The 26,431-nt window shown below is 37.4% G+C and carries 22 protein-coding genes and 1 riboswitch; of the genes, 15 read left to right on the top strand and 7 right to left on the bottom strand.

The annotated features are described in order from the left end of the window. Positions 1–3 precede the first annotated feature (3 nt). Positions 4–660 carry a CBS domain-containing protein gene (locus tag ACSHW7_RS13595; RefSeq protein ID WP_435679909.1) on the bottom strand — a complete coding sequence of 219 codons (657 nt, stop codon included), beginning with the start codon at positions 658–660 and terminating at the stop codon, positions 4–6. A 278-nt stretch (positions 661–938) separates the two neighbouring features. Between ACSHW7_RS13595 and ACSHW7_RS13590 the strand changes: the two genes are divergently transcribed. The 7 genes from ACSHW7_RS13590 to clpX all read left to right on the top strand — a co-directional run bounded on the left by ACSHW7_RS13590 (position 939) and on the right by clpX (position 9,067). Beyond that, complete coding sequence (locus tag ACSHW7_RS13590) at positions 939–1,652, top strand: pyridoxine 5'-phosphate synthase (RefSeq protein WP_435679924.1); 714 nt, start codon at positions 939–941, stop codon at positions 1,650–1,652. Further along, positions 1,652–2,416, top strand: a complete 765-nt coding sequence (locus tag ACSHW7_RS13585) for an alpha/beta fold hydrolase (RefSeq protein ID WP_435679908.1) — start codon at positions 1,652–1,654, stop codon at positions 2,414–2,416. Before ACSHW7_RS13590 ends, ACSHW7_RS13585 begins: the two co-directional genes overlap by 1 nt. Positions 2,417–2,530: 114 nt before the next feature. Continuing rightward, positions 2,531–3,799, top strand: a complete 1,269-nt coding sequence (locus ACSHW7_RS13580) for an OmpP1/FadL family transporter (RefSeq protein ID WP_435679907.1) — start codon at positions 2,531–2,533, stop codon at positions 3,797–3,799. An 18-nt stretch (positions 3,800–3,817) separates the two neighbouring features. After that, a complete protein-coding gene (locus tag ACSHW7_RS13575; protein ID WP_435679906.1) occupies positions 3,818–5,359 on the top strand; it encodes a G-D-S-L family lipolytic protein in 1,542 nt (513 codons plus the stop codon). Positions 5,360–5,593: 234 nt separating this feature from the next. Next, positions 5,594–6,910 carry a trigger factor gene (tig, locus tag ACSHW7_RS13570; protein WP_435679905.1) on the top strand — a complete coding sequence of 439 codons (1,317 nt, stop codon included), beginning with the start codon at positions 5,594–5,596 and terminating at the stop codon, positions 6,908–6,910. 214 nt (positions 6,911–7,124) lie between these two features. Continuing rightward, the gene (clpP, locus tag ACSHW7_RS13565) at positions 7,125–7,808 is read left to right on the top strand and encodes an ATP-dependent Clp endopeptidase proteolytic subunit ClpP (RefSeq protein ID WP_435679904.1); all 684 of its coding nucleotides are present in this window, start codon (positions 7,125–7,127) and stop codon (positions 7,806–7,808) included. 26 nt (positions 7,809–7,834) lie between these two features. Beyond that, positions 7,835–9,067, top strand: a complete 1,233-nt coding sequence (gene clpX / locus ACSHW7_RS13560; RefSeq protein ID WP_435679903.1) for an ATP-dependent Clp protease ATP-binding subunit ClpX — start codon at positions 7,835–7,837, stop codon at positions 9,065–9,067. Between the two features lie 221 nt (positions 9,068–9,288). Here clpX and ACSHW7_RS13555 read toward each other — a convergent pair whose 3' ends face one another. Together ACSHW7_RS13555 and ACSHW7_RS13550 are read right to left on the bottom strand one after the other, a co-directional pair. After that, on the bottom strand, positions 9,289–9,474 hold the full coding sequence (locus tag ACSHW7_RS13555) for a hypothetical protein (RefSeq protein WP_435679902.1): 186 nt from the start codon (positions 9,472–9,474) through the stop codon (positions 9,289–9,291). Positions 9,475–9,670: 196 nt separating this feature from the next. Continuing rightward, positions 9,671–11,185: a GH3 auxin-responsive promoter family protein gene (locus ACSHW7_RS13550; RefSeq protein WP_435679901.1), complete on the bottom strand. Its 1,515-nt coding sequence runs from the start codon at positions 11,183–11,185 to the stop codon at positions 9,671–9,673. Positions 11,186–11,228: 43 nt separating this feature from the next. On the opposite strand from ACSHW7_RS13550, the gene ACSHW7_RS13545 reads away from it, so the two are divergent. Together ACSHW7_RS13545 and ACSHW7_RS13540 are read left to right on the top strand one after the other, a co-directional pair. Next, positions 11,229–12,020, top strand: a complete 792-nt coding sequence (locus ACSHW7_RS13545; protein WP_435679900.1) for a DUF2797 domain-containing protein — start codon at positions 11,229–11,231, stop codon at positions 12,018–12,020. Between the two features lie 78 nt (positions 12,021–12,098). Continuing rightward, on the top strand, positions 12,099–12,686 hold the full coding sequence (locus tag ACSHW7_RS13540) for a GNAT family N-acetyltransferase (protein ID WP_435679899.1): 588 nt from the start codon (positions 12,099–12,101) through the stop codon (positions 12,684–12,686). Between the two features lie 6 nt (positions 12,687–12,692). Here ACSHW7_RS13540 and ACSHW7_RS13535 read toward each other — a convergent pair whose 3' ends face one another. Genes ACSHW7_RS13535 through ACSHW7_RS13525 form a run of 3 tightly spaced genes read right to left on the bottom strand, consistent with a single transcriptional unit; the run spans position 12,693 to position 16,826 of the window. Then, the gene (locus tag ACSHW7_RS13535; protein ID WP_435679898.1) at positions 12,693–13,343 is read right to left on the bottom strand and encodes a hypothetical protein; all 651 of its coding nucleotides are present in this window, start codon (positions 13,341–13,343) and stop codon (positions 12,693–12,695) included. A 38-nt stretch (positions 13,344–13,381) separates the two neighbouring features. Continuing rightward, positions 13,382–16,060 carry an AsmA family protein gene (locus ACSHW7_RS13530; RefSeq protein WP_435679897.1) on the bottom strand — a complete coding sequence of 893 codons (2,679 nt, stop codon included), beginning with the start codon at positions 16,058–16,060 and terminating at the stop codon, positions 13,382–13,384. A gap of 46 nt (positions 16,061–16,106) precedes the next feature. After that, positions 16,107–16,826: a queuosine precursor transporter gene (locus ACSHW7_RS13525; RefSeq protein ID WP_435679896.1), complete on the bottom strand. Its 720-nt coding sequence runs from the start codon at positions 16,824–16,826 to the stop codon at positions 16,107–16,109. A 72-nt stretch (positions 16,827–16,898) separates the two neighbouring features. Here ACSHW7_RS13525 and folK point away from each other — a divergent pair, with 72 nt between their 5' ends. After that, entirely contained in the window at positions 16,899–18,026 is a 1,128-nt protein-coding gene (gene folK, locus ACSHW7_RS13520; protein WP_435679923.1) for a 2-amino-4-hydroxy-6-hydroxymethyldihydropteridine diphosphokinase, read from the top strand. Positions 18,027–18,059: 33 nt separating this feature from the next. On the opposite strand, the gene ACSHW7_RS13515 is transcribed toward folK, so the two are convergent. Further along, complete coding sequence (locus tag ACSHW7_RS13515) at positions 18,060–18,599, bottom strand: RNA methyltransferase (protein ID WP_435679895.1); 540 nt, start codon at positions 18,597–18,599, stop codon at positions 18,060–18,062. A 193-nt stretch (positions 18,600–18,792) separates the two neighbouring features. Next, positions 18,793–18,918: riboswitch (SAM riboswitch) on the top strand. 115 nt (positions 18,919–19,033) lie between these two features. On the opposite strand from ACSHW7_RS13515, the gene ACSHW7_RS13510 reads away from it, so the two are divergent. From ACSHW7_RS13510 to metF, 5 genes are all read left to right on the top strand, one after another. Further along, complete coding sequence (locus ACSHW7_RS13510; protein WP_435679894.1) at positions 19,034–20,203, top strand: trans-sulfuration enzyme family protein; 1,170 nt, start codon at positions 19,034–19,036, stop codon at positions 20,201–20,203. 13 nt (positions 20,204–20,216) lie between these two features. Further along, a complete protein-coding gene (locus tag ACSHW7_RS13505; RefSeq protein ID WP_435679893.1) occupies positions 20,217–21,356 on the top strand; it encodes an aspartate kinase in 1,140 nt (379 codons plus the stop codon). Between the two features lie 74 nt (positions 21,357–21,430). Next, entirely contained in the window at positions 21,431–22,444 is a 1,014-nt protein-coding gene (locus ACSHW7_RS13500; RefSeq protein WP_435679892.1) for a homocysteine S-methyltransferase family protein, read from the top strand. Beyond that, the gene (metH, locus tag ACSHW7_RS13495; protein WP_435679891.1) at positions 22,437–25,283 is read left to right on the top strand and encodes a methionine synthase; all 2,847 of its coding nucleotides are present in this window, start codon (positions 22,437–22,439) and stop codon (positions 25,281–25,283) included. Before ACSHW7_RS13500 ends, metH begins: the two co-directional genes overlap by 8 nt. A gap of 113 nt (positions 25,284–25,396) precedes the next feature. Beyond that, positions 25,397–26,353 (top strand): methylenetetrahydrofolate reductase [NAD(P)H], encoded by a 957-nt coding sequence (metF, locus tag ACSHW7_RS13490; protein WP_435679890.1) that lies wholly within the window; start codon positions 25,397–25,399, stop codon positions 26,351–26,353. The last annotated feature ends 78 nt before the right edge of the window (positions 26,354–26,431 follow it).

Below are 26,431 nucleotides of genomic sequence, written 5' to 3'. Positions count from 1 at the left end.
CACTTACATATTTAGATATTTATCCAAGTAGTCTGATCGCTTTTTCAAGTCCTCTAAAAATTTATCTTCTTCGTGATTGCTCACCACATTATAACTGTAGCGTCTAAAAGTTTGGACAATCGCATTCATTCCAGTATGCCCTATTTTAATAGTTGCCTGCATTAAATCATTGCTAATTTTTGAAATAAATATTCCTAGAATCTTCGCGTCGTTGCTCTCTACTATTTGGCACATTTCAGAAAAAGAATAATCTAGAATACCCTTCTCCACAACAATGATTCCGCCGGCTTCGCTCAAAAATGGCGTGTCGTTAAATAGTTGCATGATGTCGCTCAACTCATAGTAGCCAAGGTATTCATTTTCAATATTTAGCACGGGCATAATGTTGCTTTGGTGCAATGCAAAAGCTTCCAGAATATCAAGCCAATTGGTATCTTCCTTCACGTGAAAAGGCTCGAGTGCATATTGAAAATCACCAATTACTTTATCGGTTTCAAAGCAATGCACATCGGTTTCCGAAACGCTACCAACAAAATCATTTTCATGAACTACCGGAATGTGCGAATATGTCAATTGGTTAAATGCCTTTTGAACAGAGCTAATAGGCGCAGTTTTATCAAAAGGCTGGATGTCGTTAATAATATATTCAGATGTGTTCAAAGCGTTTGTTTTTTATGCAAATTACTTAAAATATAACTTCAAAACTGCATGGAAGGGTTGTATTTTTGTTTTTCAAAGAGAAGTTCTTCGGAAATTTTAAGAGTGAAATTGAGGTTGTTTGATTTCAGAAAATAGAAAACCGAAACAATTTTAAGTACGTTCAATTCTAAAATGTTTCATATACAACCCATTTTTTGAAGTTGTTTGATTTCAGAAACTAAACCGAACTATTCTCGTCAAGTTTAATTAAAAAGATGCCCGACCAGGCGGATAGTAATATGACAAAACTAAGTGTAAATATCAATAAAATAGCTACCCTTCGAAACGCGCGAGGTGGCGATTATCCTAATGTGGTCCAAGTTGCAAAAGATGTACAATTGTTTGGTGCACAAGGTGTAACTATACATCCGCGCCCAGATGAGCGACACATTCGCTATCAAGATGCGTACGATTTAAAAAGCGTTGTAACGACCGAATATAACATTGAGGGAAACCCAATCCAGAAATTTATGGATATGGTGCTGACCATAAAACCCACACAGGTTACGCTTGTGCCAGATAGCGTGGATGCAATAACCTCAAACGCGGGTTGGGATACCATTAAACACAAAGATTTTTTGATGGAAGTGATTTCCGATTTTAAGAGAAATAACATCCGTACTTCCATTTTTGTGGATCCTGTTATCAATCAAATTGAAGGAGCAGCAAAAACTGGAACTGACCGTATTGAATTATATACAGAGGAGTTTGCAAAACAATTTGCCCTCGGAAATATGACCGCCATTAAACCGTATGTCGCGTGCGCGGAAAAAGCGCATGAGTTGGGTTTAGGGGTAAATGCAGGGCACGATTTGTCTTTAGATAACATTCAGTTCTTCAAACAAAACGTTCCCCATCTCGCCGAAGTGAGTATTGGCCATGCCTTAATTGCCGAAGCCATATATATAGGACTGCAACCTACCGTTGAGGCATACTTAAAACTATTAAAATAATGGAAACACTGCATTCACAAATAATAGGGGAAGGAAAACCGTTGGTCATTTTACACGGATTTATGGGAATGGGTGATAATTGGAAAACACTGGCAAATCAATTTGCCGAAGATGGTTTTCAAGTACATCTTGTTGATCAAAGAAATCACGGACGAAGTTTTCATAGCGACAAATGGAATTATCAAGTAATGGCAGAAGATGTGCTGAAATATTGCGATGCACATAATTTAAATGAAATCAATCTTATCGGTCATTCCATGGGAGGGAAAACCGCCATGGAATTTGCGACTACGCATCCTGAGAGAATATCAAAATTAATTGTTGCAGATATTGGTCCCAAGGCTTATCCGCAACATCACCAAGATATTTTGAAAGCATTATCGCTTCTAGATTTTAGTGCGTTAAAAAGTAGAGGAGAGGCGGATGATGTTCTGAGTGAATATATTAAGGACACCGGAATTAGACAATTTTTACTCAAAAATTTATATTGGAAAGAAAAAGGAGTTTTGGCGTTGCGCGTTAATCTACCTGTAGTTTCGGCAAAAATTGAAGAGGTGGGGAAGGCACTTGCAGATTCAAAGATTTTTGAAGGAGACACGCTTTTTGTGAGAGGAGCAAAGTCGGGATATATTGAAGACGCAGATGAATGGGGCATCAAAAAACAATTTCCGAAGAGCGAAATAAAAACAGTTTCGAAAGCTGGGCATTGGCTGCACGCAGAAAATCCTACCGAATTTTACCAAATTGTTATGAATTTTTTATAACATTGCAAGTCTTAATTTATTATGTATGCATAGTAATTGTTATATTTCAATTTTAATGCGTATTTTAATTGACAAAACAAACAAACTTTAATTTTAACTTAACGGAAAACTATTATGAAAAAAGTTTTACTTCTTGCTGTTTTTTTACTTACTGCAGCAGTAACCTATGCCGGTGGCTATAGGGTAAGTCTCCAAGGAAATAAAGCCTTGGCGATGGGTCACACAGGTGTTGCTGTTGTAAACAGTAGTGAACTTGTATTTTTTAATCCAGCGGGATTAGTGTATTTAGAAAATAAGCTAAGTGTTTCGGTTGGAGCGCACGGTGTATTTGCTGATGTTGCTTACCAAAACACCGCAACAGGTGAATCTGCTGTTACTGATAGTGATGTAGGTACTCCTTTTTACGCATACATCTCATACCAAGCTACAGATTGGTTAGCATTGGGCCTTGGTGTATACACTCCTTACGGAAGTGGTGTAACCTATGAAGATGACTGGGCTGGTTCTCACTTGATTAATAATATTGACCTTCAGGCTATCTTTATTCAGCCAACGGTTTCTATAAAATTGAGCAAATATTTTAGTATTGGTGGTGGTCCTATCTATGCTACTGGTAGCGTTAACTTTAACCGTAACGCAAACCGTACCCTTTCAAATTTTGAGGGAGAGCGTACCGAAGTAACATTAGACGACAGCGGGATTTCAAAATGGGGATGGACAGCAGGATGGATGTTTAATCCTACTGAAAATTTAACATTGGGTATGAACTATCGATCAAAAATTATTCTTGAAGCTGAAGGTGGTGATGCCACATTTGAAAACATTCCAAATTCTCCTTTAGTGCCTTTTCCTGCAAATGACGGAACTATTGAGACACAATTTAATGCAGCATTACCATTGCCAGCTGAATTGACAGTAGGTCTTTCCTATGAATTTTGTGATAAGTGGTTATTTGCTTTTGATTTTAACAGACAATTTTGGGATGTTTATGAGTCTTTAGACATACAATTTGCTGACGAAGGGATTGCAGATTCTAATAACGCACGTAATTACAAAAATTCTTCTGCCTATAGATTCGGATTGCAATACAAAGCAACAGATGCTTTCACATTGAGAGCAGGTTATTACTTTGATGAATCTCCTGTGCAACCTGGATATTTTGCACCAGAAACACCACGTAACGACAGTAACGGTTATACGGCGGGTCTGACGTTCAATGTTGGAAGTCGATTTCAAGTGGATGCATCATTCTTATACTTGCATTTCAAAGAAGTGGATGCTTCTTATGATTTTTACTTCGAAAATGGTCAATCAGTGCCATTCGAAGGAACCTACAAATCAAGTGTATTCGTACCAGGTTTAGGTATCACATATCAACTATAATCCAAAAAAAATTACAAGATGAAAAATACTATAAAATTAATGATTGGCTTACTTGCCGTTGGGTTTGTAAGCTGTGAGCCTGAATTTGAAAATCCCGTTGAAGATAATTTCTACACAAATGGTGATGCAGATTTCTCAAACTATGTGGCAATAGGTAATTCACTTACTTCTGGGTATGCTGATGGGGCATTATATATTTCAGGACAAGAAAATTCATTCCCAAATATTATGTCACAGCAATTTGCTTTAGCTGGTGGAGGTGAGTTTACACAACCTTTAATGAATGACAACTTAGGTGGTCTTTTATTAGGTGGAGCTCCTTTACCAGGCTTCGGAAATAGATTGGTTCTTTCAGTAGGTGCAAACGGAAATCCTGGGCCAGTGCCATTGGCGGGTCAGGGAACAACAGAGGTTTCAAATGTAATCGCTGGTCCTTTTAATAATATGGGAGTTCCAGGAGCAAAAAGTTTCCATTTGGGAGCTGAAGGATATGGTAACGTTGCAGGTTTGTCAACCATGCCTCCAAGCGCAAACCCTTATTTTGTTCGTATGGCTTCAAGTCCTAATGCAACGGTTATAGGTGATGCAGCTGCACAAAGCCCAACGTTCTTTAGTCTTTGGATTGGGAACAACGATATCTTGGGTTATGCTACTTCGGGCGGGTCTGGAGTTGACCAAACAGGAAATTTAAATCCTGCAACTTATGGTTCTTCTGATATTACAGATCCTAACGTATTCGCTTCTGTATATTCTGGTTATGTTGATGCTTTGACAGCAAATGGTGCTGGTGGAGTTTTGATTAATATTCCTGAAGTTACTTCAATACCTTACTTTACAACAGTTCCTGCACAATCTATTCCTTTAGACGCAGCAACTGCTGGAGCTTTGAACGCGCAATTTGCATTGTATAACACTCAGGTTTTACCAGGATTGGTTCAGGCTATGGTTATCTCTGCAGAAGAAGCTGCGTCACGAATGATTAACTTTAGTGCAGGTGCTAATTTCCCAATCATTATGGATGATGATTTGACTGATATTGCTCCTACTTTACAAGGACCTCCTTTTAATTTACCACCAGCCACTGCAGGACTTTTAGGTCAATTGCGTCAAGCAAACAATACTGACTTGGTTGTTTTGCCTGCTTCAAGCGTTTTAGGTACTGTTCCAGACCCTGCTAATCCGCAAGGAGTTGTGGGAGTTTCAATTCCATTAGAAGATCGCTTTGTATTAACTGCGGTTGAGCAAGGACGTGTTTCAACAGCTGGAGCTGCATACAATTCAACAATTCAAGCACTTGCTTCTGCAAAAGGTCTTGGTTATGTTGATGCGAGAGCTGCATTGGCGCGTGTTGCTTCAGGTGGCGTTGGTTTTGATGGAGGTAGTTTAACTTCTACTTATGTTACAGGTGGTGCTTTTTCACTTGATGGTGTACACCCTACGCCTAGAGGATATGCATACACAGCAAACGTGATTATCAATGAAATAAACCGTGCTTATAATGCTACAATTCCTAATGTAAACATAGGAAACTATGGTACTGTAACATTGAACAACAACTAATAAGTACTAGAAAACTAGACTTAAACATAGTAAATCCCCACTGATGAATAATTGGTGGGGATTTTTTTGTCTTCGGAAATTTCCACCTTATTAAAAACCAAATTTTTAAACCTATTAGCCCTCTTTCCAATTTTTTTGTAAGCTTGATAATTAATCGTATTTTTGCACGCTCGTAAATCAAGGGTGTTTGCATAAGATTTCCGAAGTGAAATTTCTAAAGAAAAAAAGTAAAAAATGGATATTAAGAAAAAAGATATTGATGCATTAAATGCAGTGGTAACAGTTGAAATAAAGAAAGAAGACTATGACGGTGCTGTTCAAAAAGTGCTTACTAATTATAGAAAGACTGCAAATATTCCAGGTTTTAGAAAAGGACATATCCCTATGGGAATGGTAAAAAAACAATACGGTCAAGCGGTGTTGGTTGAAGAGGTGAACAAATTGCTTCAAGAAGGATTACATAAATTTCTTACAGAAGAAAAACTTGATATTCTTGGAAATCCACTTCCTAAAAATGAAGGTGAAATTGACTGGAAAAGTGACGATTTTAAATTCGAATTCGATTTAGGGATGTCTCCTAAGTTTGATGTTGATGTAACTAAAAAAGCAATAACAAACTATAAAGTAGTTGCAGACGATAAAATGCTTGACAATCAAGTAAAAACTATCCGCAAGCAATATGGAAAATTAGTAAGTAAAGATGCTGCTGCAAAAGGAGATGAGGTTACGGGGACTTTTATTAATGAAGAAAAAGGAATTGATAAAAGCACAACGCTCGAACTTGATACATTAAGTGGAAAATCGCAAATCAAAGCGCTTACGGGTGCTAAGGTAGGTGACGAAGTTTCTTTAAAAGTGAAAGGAATGTTTGCCGAGGATCACGAAATCCAAAAGCATTTAGGTGTAACGGCTGAGGATGCAAAGGATATTGATGAGGTAACATTCAAAGTTGAAGAAGTAAACACTCGTGAAATGGCGGAGTTAAATCAAGAGTTGTTCGATAAACTTTTTGGTGAAGGTGTTGTTAAATCTGAAAAAGAGCTAAAAGCAAAAATAAAAGAAGATGCCGAAAAGCAATTTGAACAACAGAGCGACCAAAAAATGTTGAACGATGTTGTTGAATCATTAATAGAGAACACAAAATTTGACCTTCCTAAGGAATTTTTAGAGCGTTGGATTGCCGTTTCGGCAGAGAAACCAATGACCGAAGAGGAAGCAAAAGCAGAATACGAAAGAAGTGAGAAAGGATTACGTTACCAATTAATCGAAGGAAAATTGAGAGCGGAAAATAATTTACAGGCTACCTTTGATGAGCTAAAAGAATATAGCCGCGGGATGATAAAGGCGCAGATGGCGCAGTTTGGTCAAATGAACCCTAGCGACGAAGAGCTTGACAATATTGCAGCGCGTATCATGTCAAACCAAGAAGAGGTACAGCGTATGGGCGAGCAGTTGAATACAAATAAATTGCTTCAGTTTTTCAAGGAAAATGCAAAATTGAAAACAAAAGAGGTAACGTATGAGAAATTCATCAAAGAAGCCTACGAGTAATTCATTAAGATTTTAGTTATCTTTAGGGCGCTTTATGGTATGATAGAGCGCCCTATTTATTTCTGAAATTTTAAATTTTTAAAACCTTAATTCTGTTGGACATACAATATGTCAGTTCATTTAAACTAGGCACTTTATTTGACAGTACAAAAGGGTGGAATGATTAAGATTTCAGAAGAAAAAATTCAATTAAGATTAAAGAATAAAAAAATATATGGACTACGGAAAAGAGTTTAAAAAATACGCGATAAGCGACCATGGTATCAACGGTAATTACTTCGATAAAATAACAAGTAGTATGAACCCAATGGGGCTTACTCCAAATATTATTGAAGAACGCCAAATGAATGCAGTAGCAATGGACGTTTTTTCTAGATTAATGATGGATCGTATTATATTTTTAGGAACGGGAATTAACGACCAGGTAGCAAATATTGTGCAAGCACAATTGCTGTTTTTAGAAAGTACAGATGCGTCTAAGGACATCCAGATTTACATTAACTCGCCAGGAGGAAGTGTATATGCCGGATTGGGTATTTATGACACTATGCAATTTATAAAGCCAGATGTGGCAACTATTTGCACTGGAATGGCAGCCTCAATGGGCGCAGTACTTTTATGCGCGGGAGAGAAAGGAAAACGAAGCGGGTTGACCCATTCTAGAGTAATGATCCACCAACCGCTTGGAGGTGCGCAAGGTCAAGCTAGTGATATCGAAATTACGGCTAGAGAGATTGTAAAACTGAAAGAAGAACTCTACACCATTATTGCAAAGCATAGCGGACAAACCTACGAGAAAGTTTATGAAGATAGCGATAGAGATTATTGGATGAAAGCTGATAAAGCGCTAGAATATGGAATGATTGATGAGATTTTATCTCGTAATAAATCGGCATAAGAATATACCGATTATAGAAATAAATTATGGCTAAAGAAGTATTAGAATGTTCTTTCTGCGGAAGAAAAAAAGCGGAGACGAGTTTGCTCATTGCAGGTTTGGACGCGCATATTTGCGACCGCTGTATAGAGCAGGCGCATGGCATTGTAGTTGAAGAGGCAGTTCATGCCAAAGGTGATGAGATTAGCAAAGACTTAATGCTAAAAAAGCCGAAAATTATAAAAGCATTTCTTGACGATTATGTAATAGGACAGGACAACACAAAACGAGTAATGAGTGTTGCCGTTTATAATCACTACAAAAGATTGTTGCAACCCAAAACTGACGACGACATTGATATTCAAAAAAGTAATATCATCATTGTTGGAGAAACGGGTACCGGAAAAACCTTGGTTGCAAAAACTATTGCTCGTATGTTAAATGTACCATTGGCTATTGTTGACGCAACAGTTTTAACTGAAGCCGGTTACGTAGGCGAAGACGTAGAAAGTATTTTAACGCGCCTCTTGCAGGCCGCAGATTACGACTTAGATAAAGCACAAAACGGAATCGTATTTATCGATGAGATTGATAAAATTGCTCGCAAGAGTGACAACCCATCCATAACAAGAGATGTAAGTGGCGAAGGCGTTCAGCAAGCATTGCTTAAATTACTGGAAGGAACGGTTGTAAACGTACCGCCAAAGGGAGGTCGTAAACATCCGGATCAAAAATTTATTGAAGTAAATACCGAGAACATTCTCTTTATAGCTGGTGGCGCTTTTGACGGTATTGAACGTCATATAACAAAGCGATTGAATATGCAAGCTGTTGGTTTTAGTGCCTCTAAAAAAGAAGATTTTCTAGAGCGTAGCCATATGCTTAAATATATTATTCCAAAGGATTTAAAAGATTTTGGATTAATTCCTGAAATAATAGGGCGACTTCCTGTATTGACATATATGAATCCGCTCGATAAAGGAACGCTCAGAGCGATTTTAACCGAGCCTAAGAACGCGATTGTCAAACAATACATAAAGTTGTTTGAAATGGACGATATTGAGCTTATAATCACAGAGGAGGCTCTGGACTTTATCGTAGAGCAAGCAGTTGTTTACAAATTGGGAGCAAGAGGACTTAGGTCGTTGTGCGAAGCCATTTTGACAGATGGAATGTTTGAGTTGCCGGGAACAGACGTGAAAACGCTTCAAGTTACCAAGGAATATGCTGAGGATAAACTAAATAAATCGACTATTAAAAAGCTGAAAGCAGTTTCTTAAGCTCACGCGAAAATTTTAATCATTCAAACCCGTGGTGTTTTATTACACTTCGGGTTTTTTTATGTTTAGGAAATTAGAATCGAAAACGTACTAATTTATAGGGTGAGGATAAAAGTAATTATAAAGGTGAAATCAAAACCGCACAAGTTACCGCAAAAAAAAGCCCTGATTCTCTCCAGATCAGGACTTTTGAAATTTAACTTACTTAAACTTACTTATTTTTATGGTAATGCAATTACCTTTTTTGTTGAGGTATTTAAAATCTTTTGTTCCATCAATTGCTTTTTGTCTTTCAAAGTATAACCGGCAACTTCAGCATCATTATTTTGAATTGAAGAAGTAGTTCCACAAGACGTCATCGTACTTGTTAAGATTACTGTAGCTAGGATAAAAATTACTTTTTTCATTGTGTATGTTACTTCATTAGAACAGTACAAACATATGACGTAAGAAAAGTACTACCAAAAGTTTTAGTTGAACTGAGAAAGATACTCGTTGAAATACACGATTTTTTTTATTCTTCGGTGAAGTGAATAATAACGCGGGTTAACGGAGTTTTTTTAATCGGAAGAAAGATGTCTTTAATCGATAAAACGAGTTTTGTTACTTATTGAGGTCGAGTAATTCGTTCAAAAAATCACGATTATTTGACAATCTGGGTACTTTATGTTGCCCGCCTAATTTGTCTCTTTGTTTTAACCAATCATAAAAAAGCTTTTCCCGACCCACGTGAATTTTGGGTGCGTTCAATGTGAGATTGTTGAATCGTTTTGCTTCATAATCACTATTGACTTGCATAAGTGCGTTGTCTAATTCTTGTGAGAAGACTTCAAAATTTGAAGGTGGTTTTTTAAATTCGATAATCCACTCGTGTGCTCCTTTTTGTTTGCCTTTCATAAATATGGGAGCAGCCGTGTATTCTACAATTTCGCAATCCGTGATTTTAGAGGCTTGTTTAAGGGCAGCTTCAGCATTTTCGATGATAAGCTCTTCCCCAAACACATTGATATGGTGTTTGGTTCTTCCAGTTACCTTAATACGGTGTGGTTGAACAGAAGTAAATCTAACAGTATCTCCCACTTTGTATCGCCACAAGCCAGCGTTGGTTGTAATCACTATGGCATAATTTTTACCAACTTCTACGTCGCACAAAGGAATGATTTTCTGTGTCTCATTTCCGTAGGAAGACATTTCTATAAATTCGTAGAAAATTCCGTAGTCAAGCATTAGAAGGAGTTCTTTGTTTGCGTTCCTGTCCTGGATGGCAAAAAATCCTTCACTGGCATTGTATATTTCGTAATACCTGAAATTATCTTTGGGCAGTATTTTATTGTACTGTTCAATGTAGGGGTCAAAACTTACGCCGCCATGAAAATAGACTTCTAGGTTGGGCCAAACATCAAACAAATTATCTTTACCCGTGGTTTGAATAACGTTATGAAGTAAAACCAGCATCCATGAAGGGACACCTAAAATACTCGTTACGTTTTCATTGATGGTTTCGTCAACGATTGCCTGCATTTTAACTTCCCAGTCGCCCATCAACGAAACTTCATTACTTGGGGTACTGCTGTATTCTGCCCAGAAAGGCATATTGTCAATTAAAATGGCAGATAAATCGCCAAAGACAGTCCCATTCTCAGTATATAATTCTTTGCTTCCGCCAAGTCTCAAACTCTTTCCCACAAACAATTTTGCATCCTCATTATTATTGAGATACATGCACAACAAATCTTTACTAGCTGCATAATGGCAATCCACCAAGGATTCATTGCTCACCGGAATAAATTTGCTTTTTGCATTTGTTGTTCCACTGGATTTTGCAAACCATTTAATGGGCGAAGGCCAAAATATATTGCTTTCGCCACGGCGAGAACGCTCAATCATATCACTATTGTCTTCATAGTTTGTGATGGGCACTCGTTCAATAAATTCTCTGTAGCTTTTTATGGTTGAAAAATCGTATTTTCTTCCAACTTCAGTAAATTTTGCAGTGCTTAAAAGATATTCAAGTAGTTCGTTTTGTACATCGATAGGGTATTTAAGGAACAGCTCTATTTGGTGAAAGCGTTTCTTTAAAAACCATGAAGCAATCGAATTTACAATGGGGATTGGCATATTTTTGACCTATCTTTAGATTTTAAAAATACATTAAATTTTTATGCAATACCAAGGGGTTCTTACAAAAATGCAAACCGAAATAGGTTCACCCATTCAGTACTATCTCGTCTTTGAAAATGATTTTCTGAATGTCAATCAATTGTTAGATAAAAAAATGACCATCAGTTTTGTTGGTTATCAATGCCTTAATTGTAAAAAGGAAAAAAAAATTTACAGACAGGGATTTTGCTACGACTGTTTTTTTGAAATACCACAAGCGGCAGACTGGATAATGAAACCAGAACTGAGCAAAGCACACTTGGGCATTGAGGAGAGAGATTTAGAATATGAACAAAAAGTACAACTCAAACCTCACATCGTTTACCTTGCAAATAGCAGTAATGTGAAGGTGGGAGTGACACGGAAAACACAAGTCCCCACCAGGTGGATTGACCAAGGTGCACACGAGGCCATTGAAATCGTAGAAGTCCCCAATCGGTATCTAGCGGGCATTACCGAAGTCGCATTAAAAGACCATGTGGGAGATAAAACTAATTGGCGAACGATGCTCAAAAATGAAGTGCAAGACGAAGATTTAGTGGTTTGGCGAGATAAATTAAAGCAATACATCCCCGAAGAAGCCCAACAGTATTTTATAGAGAATAATACCGAAACCAACCTAGAATTCCCAGTATTGCAATATCCCAAAAAATTGAAAACACTCAATCTCACAAAGACTCCAGATTTTGAAGGCATACTTAAAGGCATCAAAGGCCAATACCTCATTTTTGAAGACAACACAGTTTTTAACGTGCGTAGCAATGAGGGTTTTGTTGTGGCCATTAATGTTTAAATCTGTCCGGTTGAGCGCAGTCAAAACGTACAATTAGAAAAAGTTTAAATCATAAATACAAACTAAATTATTCTAGAGATGATAACTTCTGAAACGGTACAACTTGAAAATTCTCGCGTTCTGTTAAGACCTTTGGTTAAAAAAGATGCTTCTTTTCTTCTGAAATTTGTAAAAAACGAACCTGAAATTTGGACGTATTCACTAAAACAACTTCAAACCGAAAGCGATTTAAACGATTATATTTCCGAAGCATTGAAACTTAAAAACAATGGAAGTGCATATCCATTTATAGTCTACGATAAACTTAAAAAGCAATACGCTGGTTGTACGCGATTTTATAATATTGATGCTGTCCATAAAACGTTGATGCTAGGGTACACTTGGTATGGCAAAGATTTTCAAGGAACCGGACTCAATAAAAATGCTAAGTTATTACTTTTAGAATATGCCTTTGAAACACTGCAAATGGAACGCGTAGAGTTTAGAGCAGATGTAAATAACGAACGTAGCATTCGCGCCATGAAAAGTTTAGGCTGTAAAGTAGAGGGTGTTTTAAGGCAAAACTTTGCCATAGAAAATAAAAGAAGAGATAGTATTGTTTTGAGTATCCTAAAACCCGAATGGCCACAATGCAAAGAAGTATTGTTGAATGCCCTTAAACAATAATCATCACTACAAGTCAAATATCATTCTAATTCCTTGAGCTAAGCTTCCAATTACGAGAATATAGCCAATTATTGTGTGAATTCTATCCTTGTTTTTTGAACCTTTTGTATTGACTTTATCGCTCAATTTCCCATACATATAAAGCACGCCAAATTTTCCAATAAACACACCCGCGAAAAAACAAATGAGGACAAGAATTGGGCTGAATTTTGTAATTGAAAACAAAAATTGATTGGCAAGTGATAAAATAAAAATCCAAAACAATAACGCCGGTGGATTGAAAATGGCTAACAAAAAACCTTTGTAAAAACTTCCAACATTCCATTCCTTGGATAAGGGATTTTCAAATCCAAAATCAATTAAATTTCTTGTAATTATAAATATTCCAATAATAAAAAAGAGTACTAGAAATGAAATTTGAATCCAGAGATTATTTTCAAAGTAGTTGGTAAATACTCGGCTATACCATAAGGCAATAAATGCGATAAGTGCGCTTCCCAATCCAGCGCCATAAGCAATATTGACAGCTTTTTTAAAAGACGAGTCAAGTGTAGTTGTCACCATCGCTACATTTGAGGAACTTGCAGGAAGGGCTCCCAATCCAGAAATAATACATCCTGAAATTAAAAAAACCAATAAAATAATAGGGTCACTCATTACATATCTTTAAAATGAGCATTACGGCCCAACATACATTAGTTAACGCTATCTTTCTTCTTATTCCCGAAAATGCCACCAATTACATCTTTAATAATTTCTTTTGGTTTTTCATCCTTTGGAGGTGTTGTTGTATTTGAAGAATTTCCATCGCCTTTAGGTTTAATAATTCCGTCAATAATACCTCCAACGTTGCCACCTGTATTGCCTCCAGTATTATTGTTTATAATATCCTTTATTGCGTTTGTTCCCTTGTCAACCAATTCATCTTTTTGTTTTGCAATGATGCGTTGCGTGAGTTCAGTCACGGCCGCTTTTGTGTTCACTTTAATTTTAGGATTTGTAAATGTACCTGTAAGACCTACGGGCAGTTCTACCGTCATATTGTTTGCTTCAGAAGGGTCAAGTTTAGCGAGTAAATTTGTAATGTCGCTTCCCAAATATCTTGCGGGTACATCCATTTTTACGTCATAATTTATGGTGTTGCTCAAACTGTGCGAACCTCCCGCGGTAATTTTAATCCCTTTTACGTCAAAGTCAAACGGCTGCACAACAATGTTTCCATTGTCAAAAGAAAGATTGGTGTCAATATCTCTTAATTCTAACTTGTCTAAATTTAAAAACGAGAGTTGGCTTCCCAGTGCATTTAGCAATGGAGTTTGGTTACCATCAACTTGAGCGGTTATTATTTGAGCATAAGCTGAACCGCCTAAACTTGATAAAACCGGTGTTAAATCCTTCGTTAGATTTCCGTTGAGTTTGAATTTTGTATTCATGTTTCCTTGCAGCGCCTTTGCAATGGGTGCTAGAAATTTCAACATTGGCATTTTTGAAAAAGACTGGTCGATATCTATTTTAGAAAGATCCAGATTCATCACAAATGTAGGTACATCGTTTTTCGTAGTTACATTTCCGTCAAGGGCAATATTACCTCCAAAAATAGACGAAGTAACATTGCTCAATTGTGCCGTTTCATTTTTGATGGATACGGTTCCTTTCGCGTCGTCAAGTGTTAAATCGTCATAGATCACTTTTTTTGCATTGAAGTTCAAAGTGGCATCAAGAAAATCTGGAATTTTGATACCGGTATCTTCTGCGGAAAGGGAACTCCCACCGCTATTCTTTGAAGTTGTTCTGGTCTCGGCAACCATAAAATCGTTAATGTTGAAGGTATTGGAAGTGACATCAAAATTCCCTTTTAAATCTTGCTTCGCCATGATCCAAGGAATCAAATTTTGAATGCTCCCTTTTGCGTTGATGTCTGTTGTTCCAGAGGATGCATTCATGTCGTTCAAAACAATGCTACCGGGCGACATGCTAATATTTGCACTACTTATTTTAATAGGATTTGGAAATGCAGCATCAGCATAATTGAAATCTGTAATACTCGCCGTTCCATTTGTTTTTATGTTTTGGTATTGCTCATTTTCAACACTATTCATGTCAAAATTTGTAGTAACATCTGCCTTGAAGATTCCGGTTAAATTTTGATCCATTTCAACTGGGAGCACTTTTTCAATATTGGCGAGGTTGAGCGTTCCTTTGAGTGCCAAGTTGACGAGCATGTTTTCAGTAAAGTTTTTTAAACTTCCGCTTACATTAAATATTTCGTTGTCAATTTTAAAGGTTAAACCTCCAATATTAAGATAGGTATCCTGCATCAATCCCGTGGTATTGATGAGGTCAGCATTTATAGAAATATTTTGAACAGCTTTGGGTAAGGTTGGGTATTTAAACGAAGCATTGTCACTACGAACTTTAATATCCATTGTAGGTATTCTCGTATCATCAACGATGCCTTTTAAAATTCCATCGACGGTGAAATTACCGGTTGTTGTAACGCCATCAAGTTCTTTTACATACGTTTTTGGGATGACCGCAAGAAAGTTTTTAAAGTCTGAAGAAGGTGTTTTAAAAGTTAAATCAATCTCATTATTGTTTTCATTGATTTTTACAAATCCGTCAAATTTGAGCGGTAGTTCATTGATTTTCGCTTCGTTCTCAAGGAATGTATATTTTTGGTTTTCAAGGTCCATATCAAAAACCGCATCTAGCGTTACATTATTTTCACTCAAATAAGCAACATCTCCCATTTTGTATGATACAACGGCAGTAGTCTCGGTGTCCAATTTCGATTTTGCGGCTGAGAAATCCCCTGTTCCTTGATGGTTTACATTTGATAGCATTAAGTACGTTTTTGTTGCTTCGTCTGTATAATTTATACGCGAATTTTTCAATTCGTAACGTTGCAAATCAAAGGTAAAACCGGTGCTTTCTTCGGTAGAAATAGTCTTGTCTGCTATAGGTGCATCGTCCTTGAGCGCTATATCGTAGTTAGCATTTCCGAGGGAATCCAAGTGGATATTCACAAATGCTTCATCAAGTTCAAGCGCATCAATTTTAATAGGGTCGTCGCCACTTTTAAAAAGTTGGGTGATTCCCATATCGAGTTTCAGCGTCTTTCCACTGGCAAGCGTGTCTCCTTCAAAAGGAGCTTTGTTTATAACGCTAAAGTCTGAAATGACCAACGCCGCATCTGGAAAACTGCTAAATAGGCTGAGGTCAAAATCTTCCCAAGCCACCGTGGCGTTAAGATTTTTATTAATGTTTTTAACGAGCAGTTTTTCAAGCGAATCTCTAAATAAAAAAGGAGATGCGATGAGCGCAATGATCAATATCAAAACGACAATTCCGGTTATTTTTAAAAACTTTTTCATAATGTATGTTACTTTTTAGCTTACGCGAAAACGTGAAGCGTTTAATTCAATTTAAACTATTGTTGCTTATTTCTGGAATTTCTTCTCCCATCCTCAATCCAAATTTTTTCCGAAGTATTCCAACAAATAAATACAAAAACGGAGTGTCTAAAACAGCGACCAAAACCTTAAAAAGAAAACCCGCCAATAGTAGGCCACTAAACAACTCCCACTCAATTTTTCCAAAACTGCAAAGCAACAATAAAACCGCCGCAGTATCTACAAATTGTGATAGAAACGTTGAAAAATTGTTCCGTAGCCATAAATGTTTTCCTTTGGTGATTCGTTTCCAAAAGTGGAAAATCTGGATGTCTATAAATTGTGCCAATAAGTATGCCACCATTGAAGCTGTAACGGCAATCGAAGTGGCTCCAAAAACGTTACTGAAAATCCCATCATCAATTGGACTCCATGCAGTTGCGGGAACGGCATCTGCCACAATAACTATAAGCAACGAAAACAGCGAAGCGAAAATACCAGCTGTTACCACTTGGTTGGCTTTCTTCTTTCCATAAACCTCACTAATAATGTCAGTGATTAAAAAGGTAATAGGATAGGGTAAGATTCCCACGGAAATTTCAAAATTGTACAGTCCAAAAAAATCCCAGTAAAAGAACTTCTGAAATATTAAATTAGAAACCACCAAAGAACAAATAAACAACGCAGCTAAAATTAAATAGACACGTTGCGCCAATAGTTGCTGACCAAATGTTAATTGTTTCACCATAGTTTTATTGTAAACAAAGATAATTGCGAGTAGTTTTGTTTTTCTTAAATTGAACTTAAATTCTCATTACTCATCAACCCACTAAACAACATATATCTAGGGCTAGGCAGCAATATGGGTAATCGCTTTGAATATCTTCAAAATGCGGTGGATGCCATTTTTAAACAAATAGGTTCGGTGACTAAAATTTCGTCTGTCTATGAAACCCCAGCGATGGGATTTGAAGGAGGTGATTTTTTGAATTGTGTTGTATTGGTGCAATCAAATTATTCCGTATCAAAATTGCTAAAAGGAATTTTAGAAATTGAAAGGAAAATAGGCAGAGAAGAAAAAAAAGGGACGCAATATCAATCGCGTCCAATCGATATAGATATATTGCTATATAACGATGAAATTATTGATAAAAGAAATCTACGAGTCCCGCACCCACGAATGCAAGCACGTAAATTTGTCCTTCAGCCCCTTGCTGAAATTAATAACCAATTGGTGCATCCCGTTTTTCAAAAAACAATTTCAGAACTATTAGAAATAACTGAGGACGCAACTTCAATTACAAAACTTTCAAAATGGCTTAGAAATCCCCAAAAGGATTTTGATTTCAGTAAGCTAAATTACATCGCCATTGAAGGAAATATTGGTGCGGGAAAAACAAGTTTAGCACATTTAATGGCATGTGACTTTAATGGTAAATTAATCTTGGAACGTTTTAAGGATAACCCGTTTTTGCCTAAATTTTATGAAGACCAAGCACGGTATGCTTTTCCGTTAGAAATGTCTTTTCTGGCAGACCGTTATCAACAGTTGCTTGAGGATATTACACAATTTGATTTGTTCAACGATTGTGTAATTGCAGATTATGACGCTTACAAATCATTGATTTTTGCTCAAGTAACCTTGCAGGCTGAGGAATTTAATTTGTACAAGAAGCTATTTCATCTAATGCATAAAGAGCTTCCAAAACCAGATGTTTACATTTATCTCTATCAAAATACTGAACGACTTTTAGAGAATATCAAAAAAAGAGGAAGGTCCTACGAAAAAGGAATCAAGCCAGCATATCTTCAGAAAATTAACGACGGTTATTTAGAGTTTATTAAAAATCAGCATAACGAAAATATCAGAATCATAGACATTTCAGAATTGGATTTTATTAAAAACAGAGCCGATTATCTTTCAATTTTACATCAAATTCTAGATTGACAAAAAGATTAAATAGCTGACAAAAAATTATTGCTATTTCAACGTTAGCTTACAAAACAAATCCCAGACAACCACTCCCGTACTTACGGCAATATTTAAAGAATGCTTGGTCCCATACTGTGGGATTTCAATCACAGCATCGCTTTCGGTTACAATTTGTTGTTGAACGCCCTTTACTTCGTGACCAAAAACAATGGCGTATGTGAGCGACTTTTGAGTAGAAAATTCTTGAAGTGGGATGGATAGTTCGGCTTGTTCAATACTCGCTACAAAAACGCCTTCGGCTTGTAGTTTTTTTACAATATCCATTGTGTTTTCGGCATATTCCCAAGCAACGCTATCCGTAGCTCCGAGCGCGGTTTTTTGAATATCCTTGTGTGGAGGTTGCGCTGTAATACCGCAGAGATAAATCTTTTTCACCAAAAAAGCATCCGCCGTTCTAAAAACCGAACCTATGTTATTTAGGCTTCTAATGTTATCAAGAATGATAATCAAAGGTGTTTTTTCCTGTGCCTTAAAAGTTTCGGCATCGATACGGTCAAGTTCGCTGTTCTTTAATTTTCGGTATTTCATAGCGCAAAAATAGAATTTATTTCCGTCGGAAATTTAATCCACCGATTACTTGAGGTGTTAATTGTTTAAAACGGAAAATATTCCTTTAAATTATTTTAAATTTTAAAATTTCAGAAAAAAAATCTAAAATTATTTGTTTTATAATTATTTATTTCACAATATTTGCGCAGACAAAGTTCAAAACTTTACTGAAATGTTATCAAGAAAGGCGGAGGGATTAGACCCATTGAAGCCTTAGCAACCCTGTAACGCCGCTTTAGCGGTAACAGAAGGTGCTACATTCTACAACGGTTTTTTATAAACCGGCGATAGATAACGACAACCCAATATGCTTGCTGTGTATTGTAGTCAATTTCTTATAACATTTTTCTTAAACAATTATTAATAGGGTTCGCGTAAAACGAAAAGCGAGACCGAAGAAAATTTTTAGAAAAATGAGTGCAACAAAAATTATCCATTCCATTCCAAGTGACCCGTTAACGGGTGCAATTTCGGTACCAGTGTACCAAACTTCAACATTTATTCAAGAAGCTCCCGGCGTAAACAAAGGCTACGATTATGCCCGAAGCAACAACCCAACCCGCAAGGCGCTGGAAGATGTTGTGGCAGGACTCGAAGGTGGTCACGGCGCATTTGCTTTTGCCACGGGGCTTGCCGCAATTGATGCTGTTCTGAAAACATTATCTGCCGGTGACGAGATTATCGCGGTTGATGATATTTATGGCGGTGCCTACCGTTTATTTACGCACGTGTACGAAAAATTGGGCATTACCATTAAATATGTGGACACCACCGAAGTTGAAAATGTAGCGAATGCCGTGAGCAGTAAAACAAAATTCATTTGGATTGAGTCGCCAACAAACCCCACTTTAAAAGTAAGTGACATTGCGGCGATTGCTAAAATTGCAAAAAGCATTAACGCATTATTGGTCGTTGATAATACATTCGCAAGTCCGATTGCACAGCAGCCACTCTCGCTGGGAGCCGATATTGTAATCCATAGTGGTACAAAATACATTGGTGGTCACAGCGATTTGGTAGCTGGATTGGTTGTTACAAAAACGCAAGTATTGAGCGAAAAAATAAAGTTTATTCAAAATGCTTCGGGTGGAATTTTAGGTCCGTGGGATTGTTTCTTGACCATTCGTGGGATTGAAACGTTAGACATTCGCTACAGAAAACAATGCGAAAACGGACAAAAAGTAGCAGAATTTCTTCTGAAATGTGACCAAGTTGACTCTGTGTTTTTCCCAGGATTGGCTACACATAAAAATCACGAAATTGCAAAAAGACAACAAAATGGATTGTTTGGTGGTATCGTTTCATTTACATTAAAAGAAGATACCGTTGCAGCGGCAAATGCTTTTGTAACAAATACAGAATACTTTAAACTTGCCGAAAGTTTAGGCGGTGTAAAAAGTTTATTATGCCATCCACCACAAATGACGCATGCTTCAGTACCTAGAGAAAAAAGATTGCAGGCAGGTATCAAAGATTCATTGATACGATTGAGTTGTGGTATTGAAAATGCCGAAGATTTGATAAAAGATATAGAAATCACATTTAAAAGAGTTGCTTCAACTACTAACGCTGTTGTGGCATAACCCTATAGAAATTATGAGCGCAGAAATAATAATAAAAGAGATTGAAAAAATAGATTTGGCTCTCTTGAAAAAAACAAATGTAAATGTGGTGATTTTTGGTCACGGTCTTGTGGGCGGTGCATTGATTAAACAAATCTTAAAAGAGAAAAAGGATTTTTTGAATAGAAAATCTTTGAAGTTAATTATCGTGGGAGTTGCAAATTCTACAACGGTGTTATTAAATAAAGATGGTGTAAAAGAAAATTGGAAAGAGCTTAAGGTTGCCGAAGGGATTCCATGTTCAATAGAAAAAATTATCACTTTTGTAAAAGAGCATAAACTAGAAAACCTTATTGCAATTGATAACACTGCCGATGCTACTTTTGTTTCAAATTATGAAACACTTGTTGCCAATGGGTTTCATTTAGTTTCCTCTAATAAAATTGCCAACACACAATCTTTAGAGTCATACAATTCACTAAGAAAGGTGTTGGCTGAAAACGACAAAGAATATCTTTATGAAACAAATGTAGGTGCAGGACTTCCGTTGATTGACACTATAAAGTTGTTGCATCTTTCGGGAGAGAATATTACGAGGATCAAAGGAGTTTTTTCAGGATCACTGAGTTATATCTTTAATACCTTTTCCGAAGAAGAAAAACCATTTAGTGAAGTTTTAAAAGAGGCAATTTCATTAGGACTTACTGAGCCAGACCCAAGAGAAGACCTTTGCGGAAAGGATGTTGCGCGTAAGTTATTAATCCTCGCCAGAGAGTTGGAATTGTTCAACGAACTGGAAGATGTTGAAGTACAAAATCTAATCCCAAAACGTTTTAGGACCTTAGAAAAAGATGTGTTTTTAAGGCATATTGATGGGTTAGACTCTCAATTTGAATTAGAAAAAAACAAACATGGACAGAATAATGTGCTGCGATATGTGGGAGAATTATCGGGCGATTTATCAAAAAATGATGGAGCTGTTTTAGAAGTTAAATTGGTTTCAGTTTCAAAAAATAGTGTCCTTGGGCAATTAAAAGTAAGTGATACTATTTTTGAAATTTATACCGAAAATTACAGCAAAAACCCTTTGGTCATTCAAGGTGCCGGAGCAGGTGCTGAGGTAACTGCAAGAGGGGTTTTTGGAGATATTTTAAGACTAGTTGCTAAGTTTTAATTTAAAAAATGTCAAGCTAAACGCAGTCGAAAACTACCTAAAAATAAAGAATACTTAATACCTAATAAAACTAAATGCCAAAATCAATCCATGAAGTGTTAAAAGAAAGAATCCTCATCCTCGACGGAGCGATGGGGACTATGTTGCAACGGTATAATTTTACCGAAGACGATTTCCGTGGAGAACGATTTAAGGATTTTCATACGTCGGTAAAAGGGAATAACGATTTGCTTTCCATCACACAGCCCAAGGCGATTGCTGAGGTTCACGCCAAGTACTTTGCCGCTGGAGCAGATATCGTTGAGACCAATACATTTTCTGGAACTACCATTGCGATGGCGGATTATGATATGGAGGATTTGGTGTATGAACTCAATTTTGAAAGCGCCAAAATTGCCCGAGAAGTTGCAGATAGTTTTACTAATAAAGAACCACATAAACCCAGATTTGTAGCAGGGGCAATTGGTCCAACAAATAAAACGGCGAGCATGAGTCCAGATGTAGACGACCCAGGTTTTAGGGCGATTTCCTTTGACGAATTACGAGTTGCATACAAACAACAAGCCGAAGCTTTACTCGACGGAGGTGTAGATATTTTGCTCGTGGAAACTATTTTTGACACACTCAATGCAAAAGCAGCACTTTTCGCGATTGAGGAAATCAAAGAAGAACGTCAAATTGAAATCCCCATTATGGTGAGCGGCACGATAACAGACGCCTCGGGACGCACATTATCTGGGCAAACGGCTGAAGCTTTTTTGATATCAATTTCTCACATTCCGTTGTTGAGCGTTGGTTTCAATTGTGCTTTGGGTGCTAAACAATTAACGCCTCATCTTGAGGTGGTGAGCAATCATACAGATGTAGCTATAAGCGCATATCCTAACGCGGGGCTGCCAAACGCCTTTGGAGAATACGATGAAACACCCGAGCAAATGGCAGAACAGATTAGAGAATACCTGGATAAAAAACTCATTAATATTATTGGAGGTTGCTGTGGTACAACACCGCCGCATATAAATGCCATCGCAAAAATTGCGAGCGAATACAAGCCACGTCCCCTAAATACACCAGCGTTGTATGTCTAATATTTCAGAAACAAAACATACAAAAACTTTGACTTCGGAAATAAATAACACCCAAAACCGAGTGCTAAAATTATCAGGTTTAGAACCGCTCATTATCACTCCCGAAAGTAATTTTATCAACGTGGGTGAACGAACAAACGTAGCCGGTTCCCGAAAATTTTTACGCTTGATAAAAGAGGAAAAATTTGAAGAGGCATTGGCGATTGCACGTGAACAAGTAGAAAATGGCGCGCAGATAATTGACATCAACATGGACGACGGACTCATAGACGGGAAGACTGCGATGGTTCGTTTTTTAAATTTGATTGTTGCCGAGCCAGATATTGCACGCGTTCCTATTATGATTGATAGTTCAAAATGGGAAATTATTGAAGCGGGACTTCAAGTGGTGCAGGGCAAATGTGTAGTAAATTCAATAAGCCTTAAAGAAGGAGAAACCGAATTTATCCACCACGCTAAAAGCATAAAACGGTATGGTGCGGCTGTCATTGTAATGGCTTTTGACGAAGTGGGACAAGCAGATACCTATGAACGTCGTTGCGAAATCTCAAAACGCTCCTATGATATTTTAGTGAATACGGTAGGCTTCAAACCTGAAGATATCATCTTTGATTTAAATATTTTTCCTGTGGCAACGGGGATGGATGAACATCGCAAAAACGCCATTTATTTTATTGATGCAACACGATGGGTAAAAGCAAATTTGCCGTATTGCAGTGTAAGTGGTGGGGTGAGTAATGTGTCGTTTAGTTTCCGAGGAAATAATACCGTAAGAGAAGCGATGCATTCTGTGTTTTTATATCACGCTATTAAAGCCGGAATGAACATAGGGATTGTAAATCCTGCGATGTTGGAGATTTATGACGATATCCCGAAGGATTTATTGGAGCACGTGGAAGATGTCATGTTCGACCGTCGAGATGATGCCACCGAAAGACTATTAGATTTTGCCGAAACCGTTGTTGGTAAAGTAAAAGAAAGCACAGTCGATTTAAGTTGGAGAAATGAACCGCTCCAAAAACGAATTACACGAGCACTTGTAAAAGGAATAGATCAATACATTATTGAAGATGTGGAACAGGCAAGAAAAGAGGCAGCTGCTCCCATCGAGGTTATTGAAGGTCATTTGATGACAGGAATGAATGTGGTGGGAGACCTTTTTGGTAGCGGTAAAATGTTCCTTCCCCAAGTAGTTAAAAGTGCCCGCGTCATGAAAAAAGCCGTGGCATATTTAGAACCTTATATTGAAGCTGAAAAGCAAAAACAACTGGAAAAAGATTTGCTTACAAATAAAGATGCTAAAGTCCAACAATCTGGCGCTGGCAAAATATTAATGGCAACGGTAAAAGGGGATGTGCACGATATTGGGAAAAATATTGTTTCGGTAGTGCTGGCTTGTAATAATTATGAAATTATAGATCTTGGAGTAATGGTGCCGCCAGAGAAAATCATTGCGGAGGCTAAAGCTCATAATGTGGATATTATTGGTTTGAGCGGTTTGATAACACCGTCCCTTGATGAAATGGTATTTTTGGCCAAAGAAATGCAACGACAAAATTTTGAAGTTCCTTTAATGATAGGAGGCGCAACAACGAGCAAAGCACATACCGCAGTTAAAATTGATCCTCAATACAAACACGCTGTAGTCCATGTAAATGATGCTTCGAGGGCGGTTACGGTTGTTGGAGATTTACTGCAAAAAGAAAGAAAAGATACGTATAAAAAAGAGTTGAAGGAGGATTATGCTGTGTTTAGAGACAGCTTTTTTGGAAGGCAACGTACCAAAGAATATGTGACGATTACTGAAGCAAGAGCGAATAAATTTAAAATAGATTGGAGTACTTCGGACCTGCCTGCCGGTAAGGCAGGAATTTTTAAACCGAAAAACTTAGGAATCCAAAAGATTGAAAATTTAGATTTGGAAATCTTAAGAGATTACATTGATTGGAGTCCATTTTTTAGAAGTTGGGATTTACATGGCAAATTTCCGCAGCTATTAGAAGATGACGTTGTTGGTGAGCAAGCCACCGAATTGTTCAAAGATGCTCAAGTTATTCTTGATAAAATTATTTCAGAAAAACTGTTGATAGCAAAAGCTATTTTTGGATTATTTGAAGCAAATACCATCAACGATGATGATATTGAAATAAGCCCCCCTAGCCCCCAAAGGGGAGATGATTCGGTGTTGGGCGAAAAAGTTGAGTTTGTTTACCCTTCGGGGGTTAGGGGGGCTATATTCCGTACCCTGCGCCAACAATCAAAAAAAGCGACCGGAAGACCCAACATTGCATTGTCAGATTTTATCGCTCCATCCGAAACAGGTATCCAAGATTATATGGGGTGCTTTTGTGTGAGCACAGGTTTTGGCACAAAGGAATTGGCTGAGAAATACGAAGCAGAAAATGACGATTATAATTCAATAATGGTAAAGGCATTAGCCGATAGACTCGCAGAAGCCTTTGCCGAATATTTACACAAAGAAGTACGGACAAATCATTGGGGCTACGCAGCAAACGAAACATTGAGTAATGAAGATTTGATTAGGGAAAGCTACAAAGGAATTCGCCCCGCACCAGGATATCCAGCATGTCCAGACCATTTAGAGAAATTAACCATTTGGGAACTATTAAATGTAAAAGAAGAAATAGGAGTGGAGTTGACCGATGGATTGGCGATGTGGCCAGCAGCTTCGGTAAGTGGATATTATTTTGGAAATCCAGAAGCACGCTATTTCGGACTTGGGAAAATCAAAGAGGATCAAGTAAAAGATTTTGCCAATCGCAAGCAAATTTCAGTAGAAAAAGCAACAAAATGGCTGGCGCCAAATATTGCCGACTAGCACATTGAGTGAGAACTCTATTTTTGTGTTATTGATTAGTAGATGAATAAAGATAAATCAGTTTTTACTTTGAGTAAAAAAAATAAATACCTCCTTTGGGGGCTAAGGGGCCTATGAAAGTAATAGAACACATAGAAAATGGTAATGGTAATACGCAGTTCAGTTTTGAAATTTTGCCACCATTAAAAGGGCAGAATATTCAGCAAATATTTGATAATATTGATCCGTTGATGGAATTCAAACCCCCATTTATTGATGTGACTTATCATCGCGAGGAATACGTATATCAAGAACAGGAAAACGGATTGCTCAAAAGGAAAGTAGTTCGAAAACGTCCTGGCACCGTGGGTATTTGTGCTGCAATACAAAACAAATATGATGTAGATGCAATACCGCACATTTTATGCGGTGGATTTACAAAAGAGGATACCGAGAATTTTTTGATTGACTTGGGATTTTTAGGTATTGATAATGTGATGGCATTACGCGGAGATGCTGTTAGAAACGAAACCTATTTTACACCAGAACGCGAAGGCCATAAATATGCAAGCGAATTGGTAAGCCAGATTCAAGCGCTCAATAAAGGGAAATATCTGGATGCTGAAATTCAAAATCAAGCAGAAACCGATTTTTGCATAGGCGTTGCAGGCTATCCCGAAAAACACATTGAAGCGCCGAGTCTTGATAGCGATATTCATTTTATAAAAAAGAAAATTGCAAATGGTGCTAGCTACATAGTAACGCAGCTTTTTTACGACAATGAAAAGTACTTTAAGTTTGTCAATAAATGCCGAAAGGAGGGAATTACCGTTCCCATAATTCCGGGATTGAAACCCATAGCGACAAAGAAGCAACTCAATTTAATTCCGCATCGTTTTTCATGCGAGTTACCCGATGACCTTATCATGGCGATTGTAAAATGTAAGGATAACAACGCCGTTAGGCAAGTGGGGATTGAGTGGTGTGTCGCTCAAAGTAAGGAGTTAGTGAAAGCTGGAGTACCTGTTTTGCATTACTATTCAATGGGGAAAAGTGATAATATTAGAACGATTGCCTCGGAGTTGTTTTAGCTTCCTGATATTCTATACCTAGATTTTTCAGCTTCAATTTTAATTTCAGTTTGGCTTTTTCTCCTTTTTGTTGATAAA

The organism is Patiriisocius sp., from assembly GCF_051252435.1.
GTDB lineage: Bacteria > Bacteroidota > Bacteroidia > Flavobacteriales > Flavobacteriaceae > Patiriisocius.
The sequence above is the reverse complement of the archived record's forward strand: the minus strand, read 5'-3'. Positions and strand labels throughout refer to the sequence as shown.

What these genes read in the sequence shown, in the direction of transcription:
- ACSHW7_RS13550 (WP_435679901.1), bottom strand. Translation starts at nt 11,185, where the DNA reads ATGCCAATCCCCATTGTAAATTCGATTGCTTCATGGTTTTTAAAGAAA.
- ACSHW7_RS13500 (WP_435679892.1), top strand. Translation starts at nt 21,431, where the DNA reads ATGCCAAAATCAATCCATGAAGTGTTAAAAGAAAGAATCCTCATCCTC.
- ACSHW7_RS13580 (WP_435679907.1), top strand. Translation starts at nt 2,531, where the DNA reads ATGAAAAAAGTTTTACTTCTTGCTGTTTTTTTACTTACTGCAGCAGTA.
- clpP (WP_435679904.1), top strand. Translation starts at nt 7,125, where the DNA reads ATGGACTACGGAAAAGAGTTTAAAAAATACGCGATAAGCGACCATGGT.
- ACSHW7_RS13555 (WP_435679902.1), bottom strand. Translation starts at nt 9,474, where the DNA reads ATGAAAAAAGTAATTTTTATCCTAGCTACAGTAATCTTAACAAGTACG.
- ACSHW7_RS13575 (WP_435679906.1), top strand. Translation starts at nt 3,818, where the DNA reads ATGAAAAATACTATAAAATTAATGATTGGCTTACTTGCCGTTGGGTTT.
- ACSHW7_RS13585 (WP_435679908.1), top strand. Translation starts at nt 1,652, where the DNA reads ATGGAAACACTGCATTCACAAATAATAGGGGAAGGAAAACCGTTGGTC.
- tig (WP_435679905.1), top strand. Translation starts at nt 5,594, where the DNA reads ATGGATATTAAGAAAAAAGATATTGATGCATTAAATGCAGTGGTAACA.
- ACSHW7_RS13505 (WP_435679893.1), top strand. Translation starts at nt 20,217, where the DNA reads ATGAGCGCAGAAATAATAATAAAAGAGATTGAAAAAATAGATTTGGCT.
- clpX (WP_435679903.1), top strand. Translation starts at nt 7,835, where the DNA reads ATGGCTAAAGAAGTATTAGAATGTTCTTTCTGCGGAAGAAAAAAAGCG.
- ACSHW7_RS13525 (WP_435679896.1), bottom strand. Translation starts at nt 16,826, where the DNA reads ATGGTGAAACAATTAACATTTGGTCAGCAACTATTGGCGCAACGTGTC.
- ACSHW7_RS13545 (WP_435679900.1), top strand. Translation starts at nt 11,229, where the DNA reads ATGCAATACCAAGGGGTTCTTACAAAAATGCAAACCGAAATAGGTTCA.
- ACSHW7_RS13590 (WP_435679924.1), top strand. Translation starts at nt 939, where the DNA reads ATGACAAAACTAAGTGTAAATATCAATAAAATAGCTACCCTTCGAAAC.
- ACSHW7_RS13530 (WP_435679897.1), bottom strand. Translation starts at nt 16,060, where the DNA reads ATGAAAAAGTTTTTAAAAATAACCGGAATTGTCGTTTTGATATTGATC.
- metH (WP_435679891.1), top strand. Translation starts at nt 22,437, where the DNA reads ATGTCTAATATTTCAGAAACAAAACATACAAAAACTTTGACTTCGGAA.
- ACSHW7_RS13540 (WP_435679899.1), top strand. Translation starts at nt 12,099, where the DNA reads ATGATAACTTCTGAAACGGTACAACTTGAAAATTCTCGCGTTCTGTTA.
- ACSHW7_RS13510 (WP_435679894.1), top strand. Translation starts at nt 19,034, where the DNA reads ATGAGTGCAACAAAAATTATCCATTCCATTCCAAGTGACCCGTTAACG.
- ACSHW7_RS13535 (WP_435679898.1), bottom strand. Translation starts at nt 13,343, where the DNA reads ATGAGTGACCCTATTATTTTATTGGTTTTTTTAATTTCAGGATGTATT.
- metF (WP_435679890.1), top strand. Translation starts at nt 25,397, where the DNA reads ATGAAAGTAATAGAACACATAGAAAATGGTAATGGTAATACGCAGTTC.
- ACSHW7_RS13515 (WP_435679895.1), bottom strand. Translation starts at nt 18,599, where the DNA reads ATGAAATACCGAAAATTAAAGAACAGCGAACTTGACCGTATCGATGCC.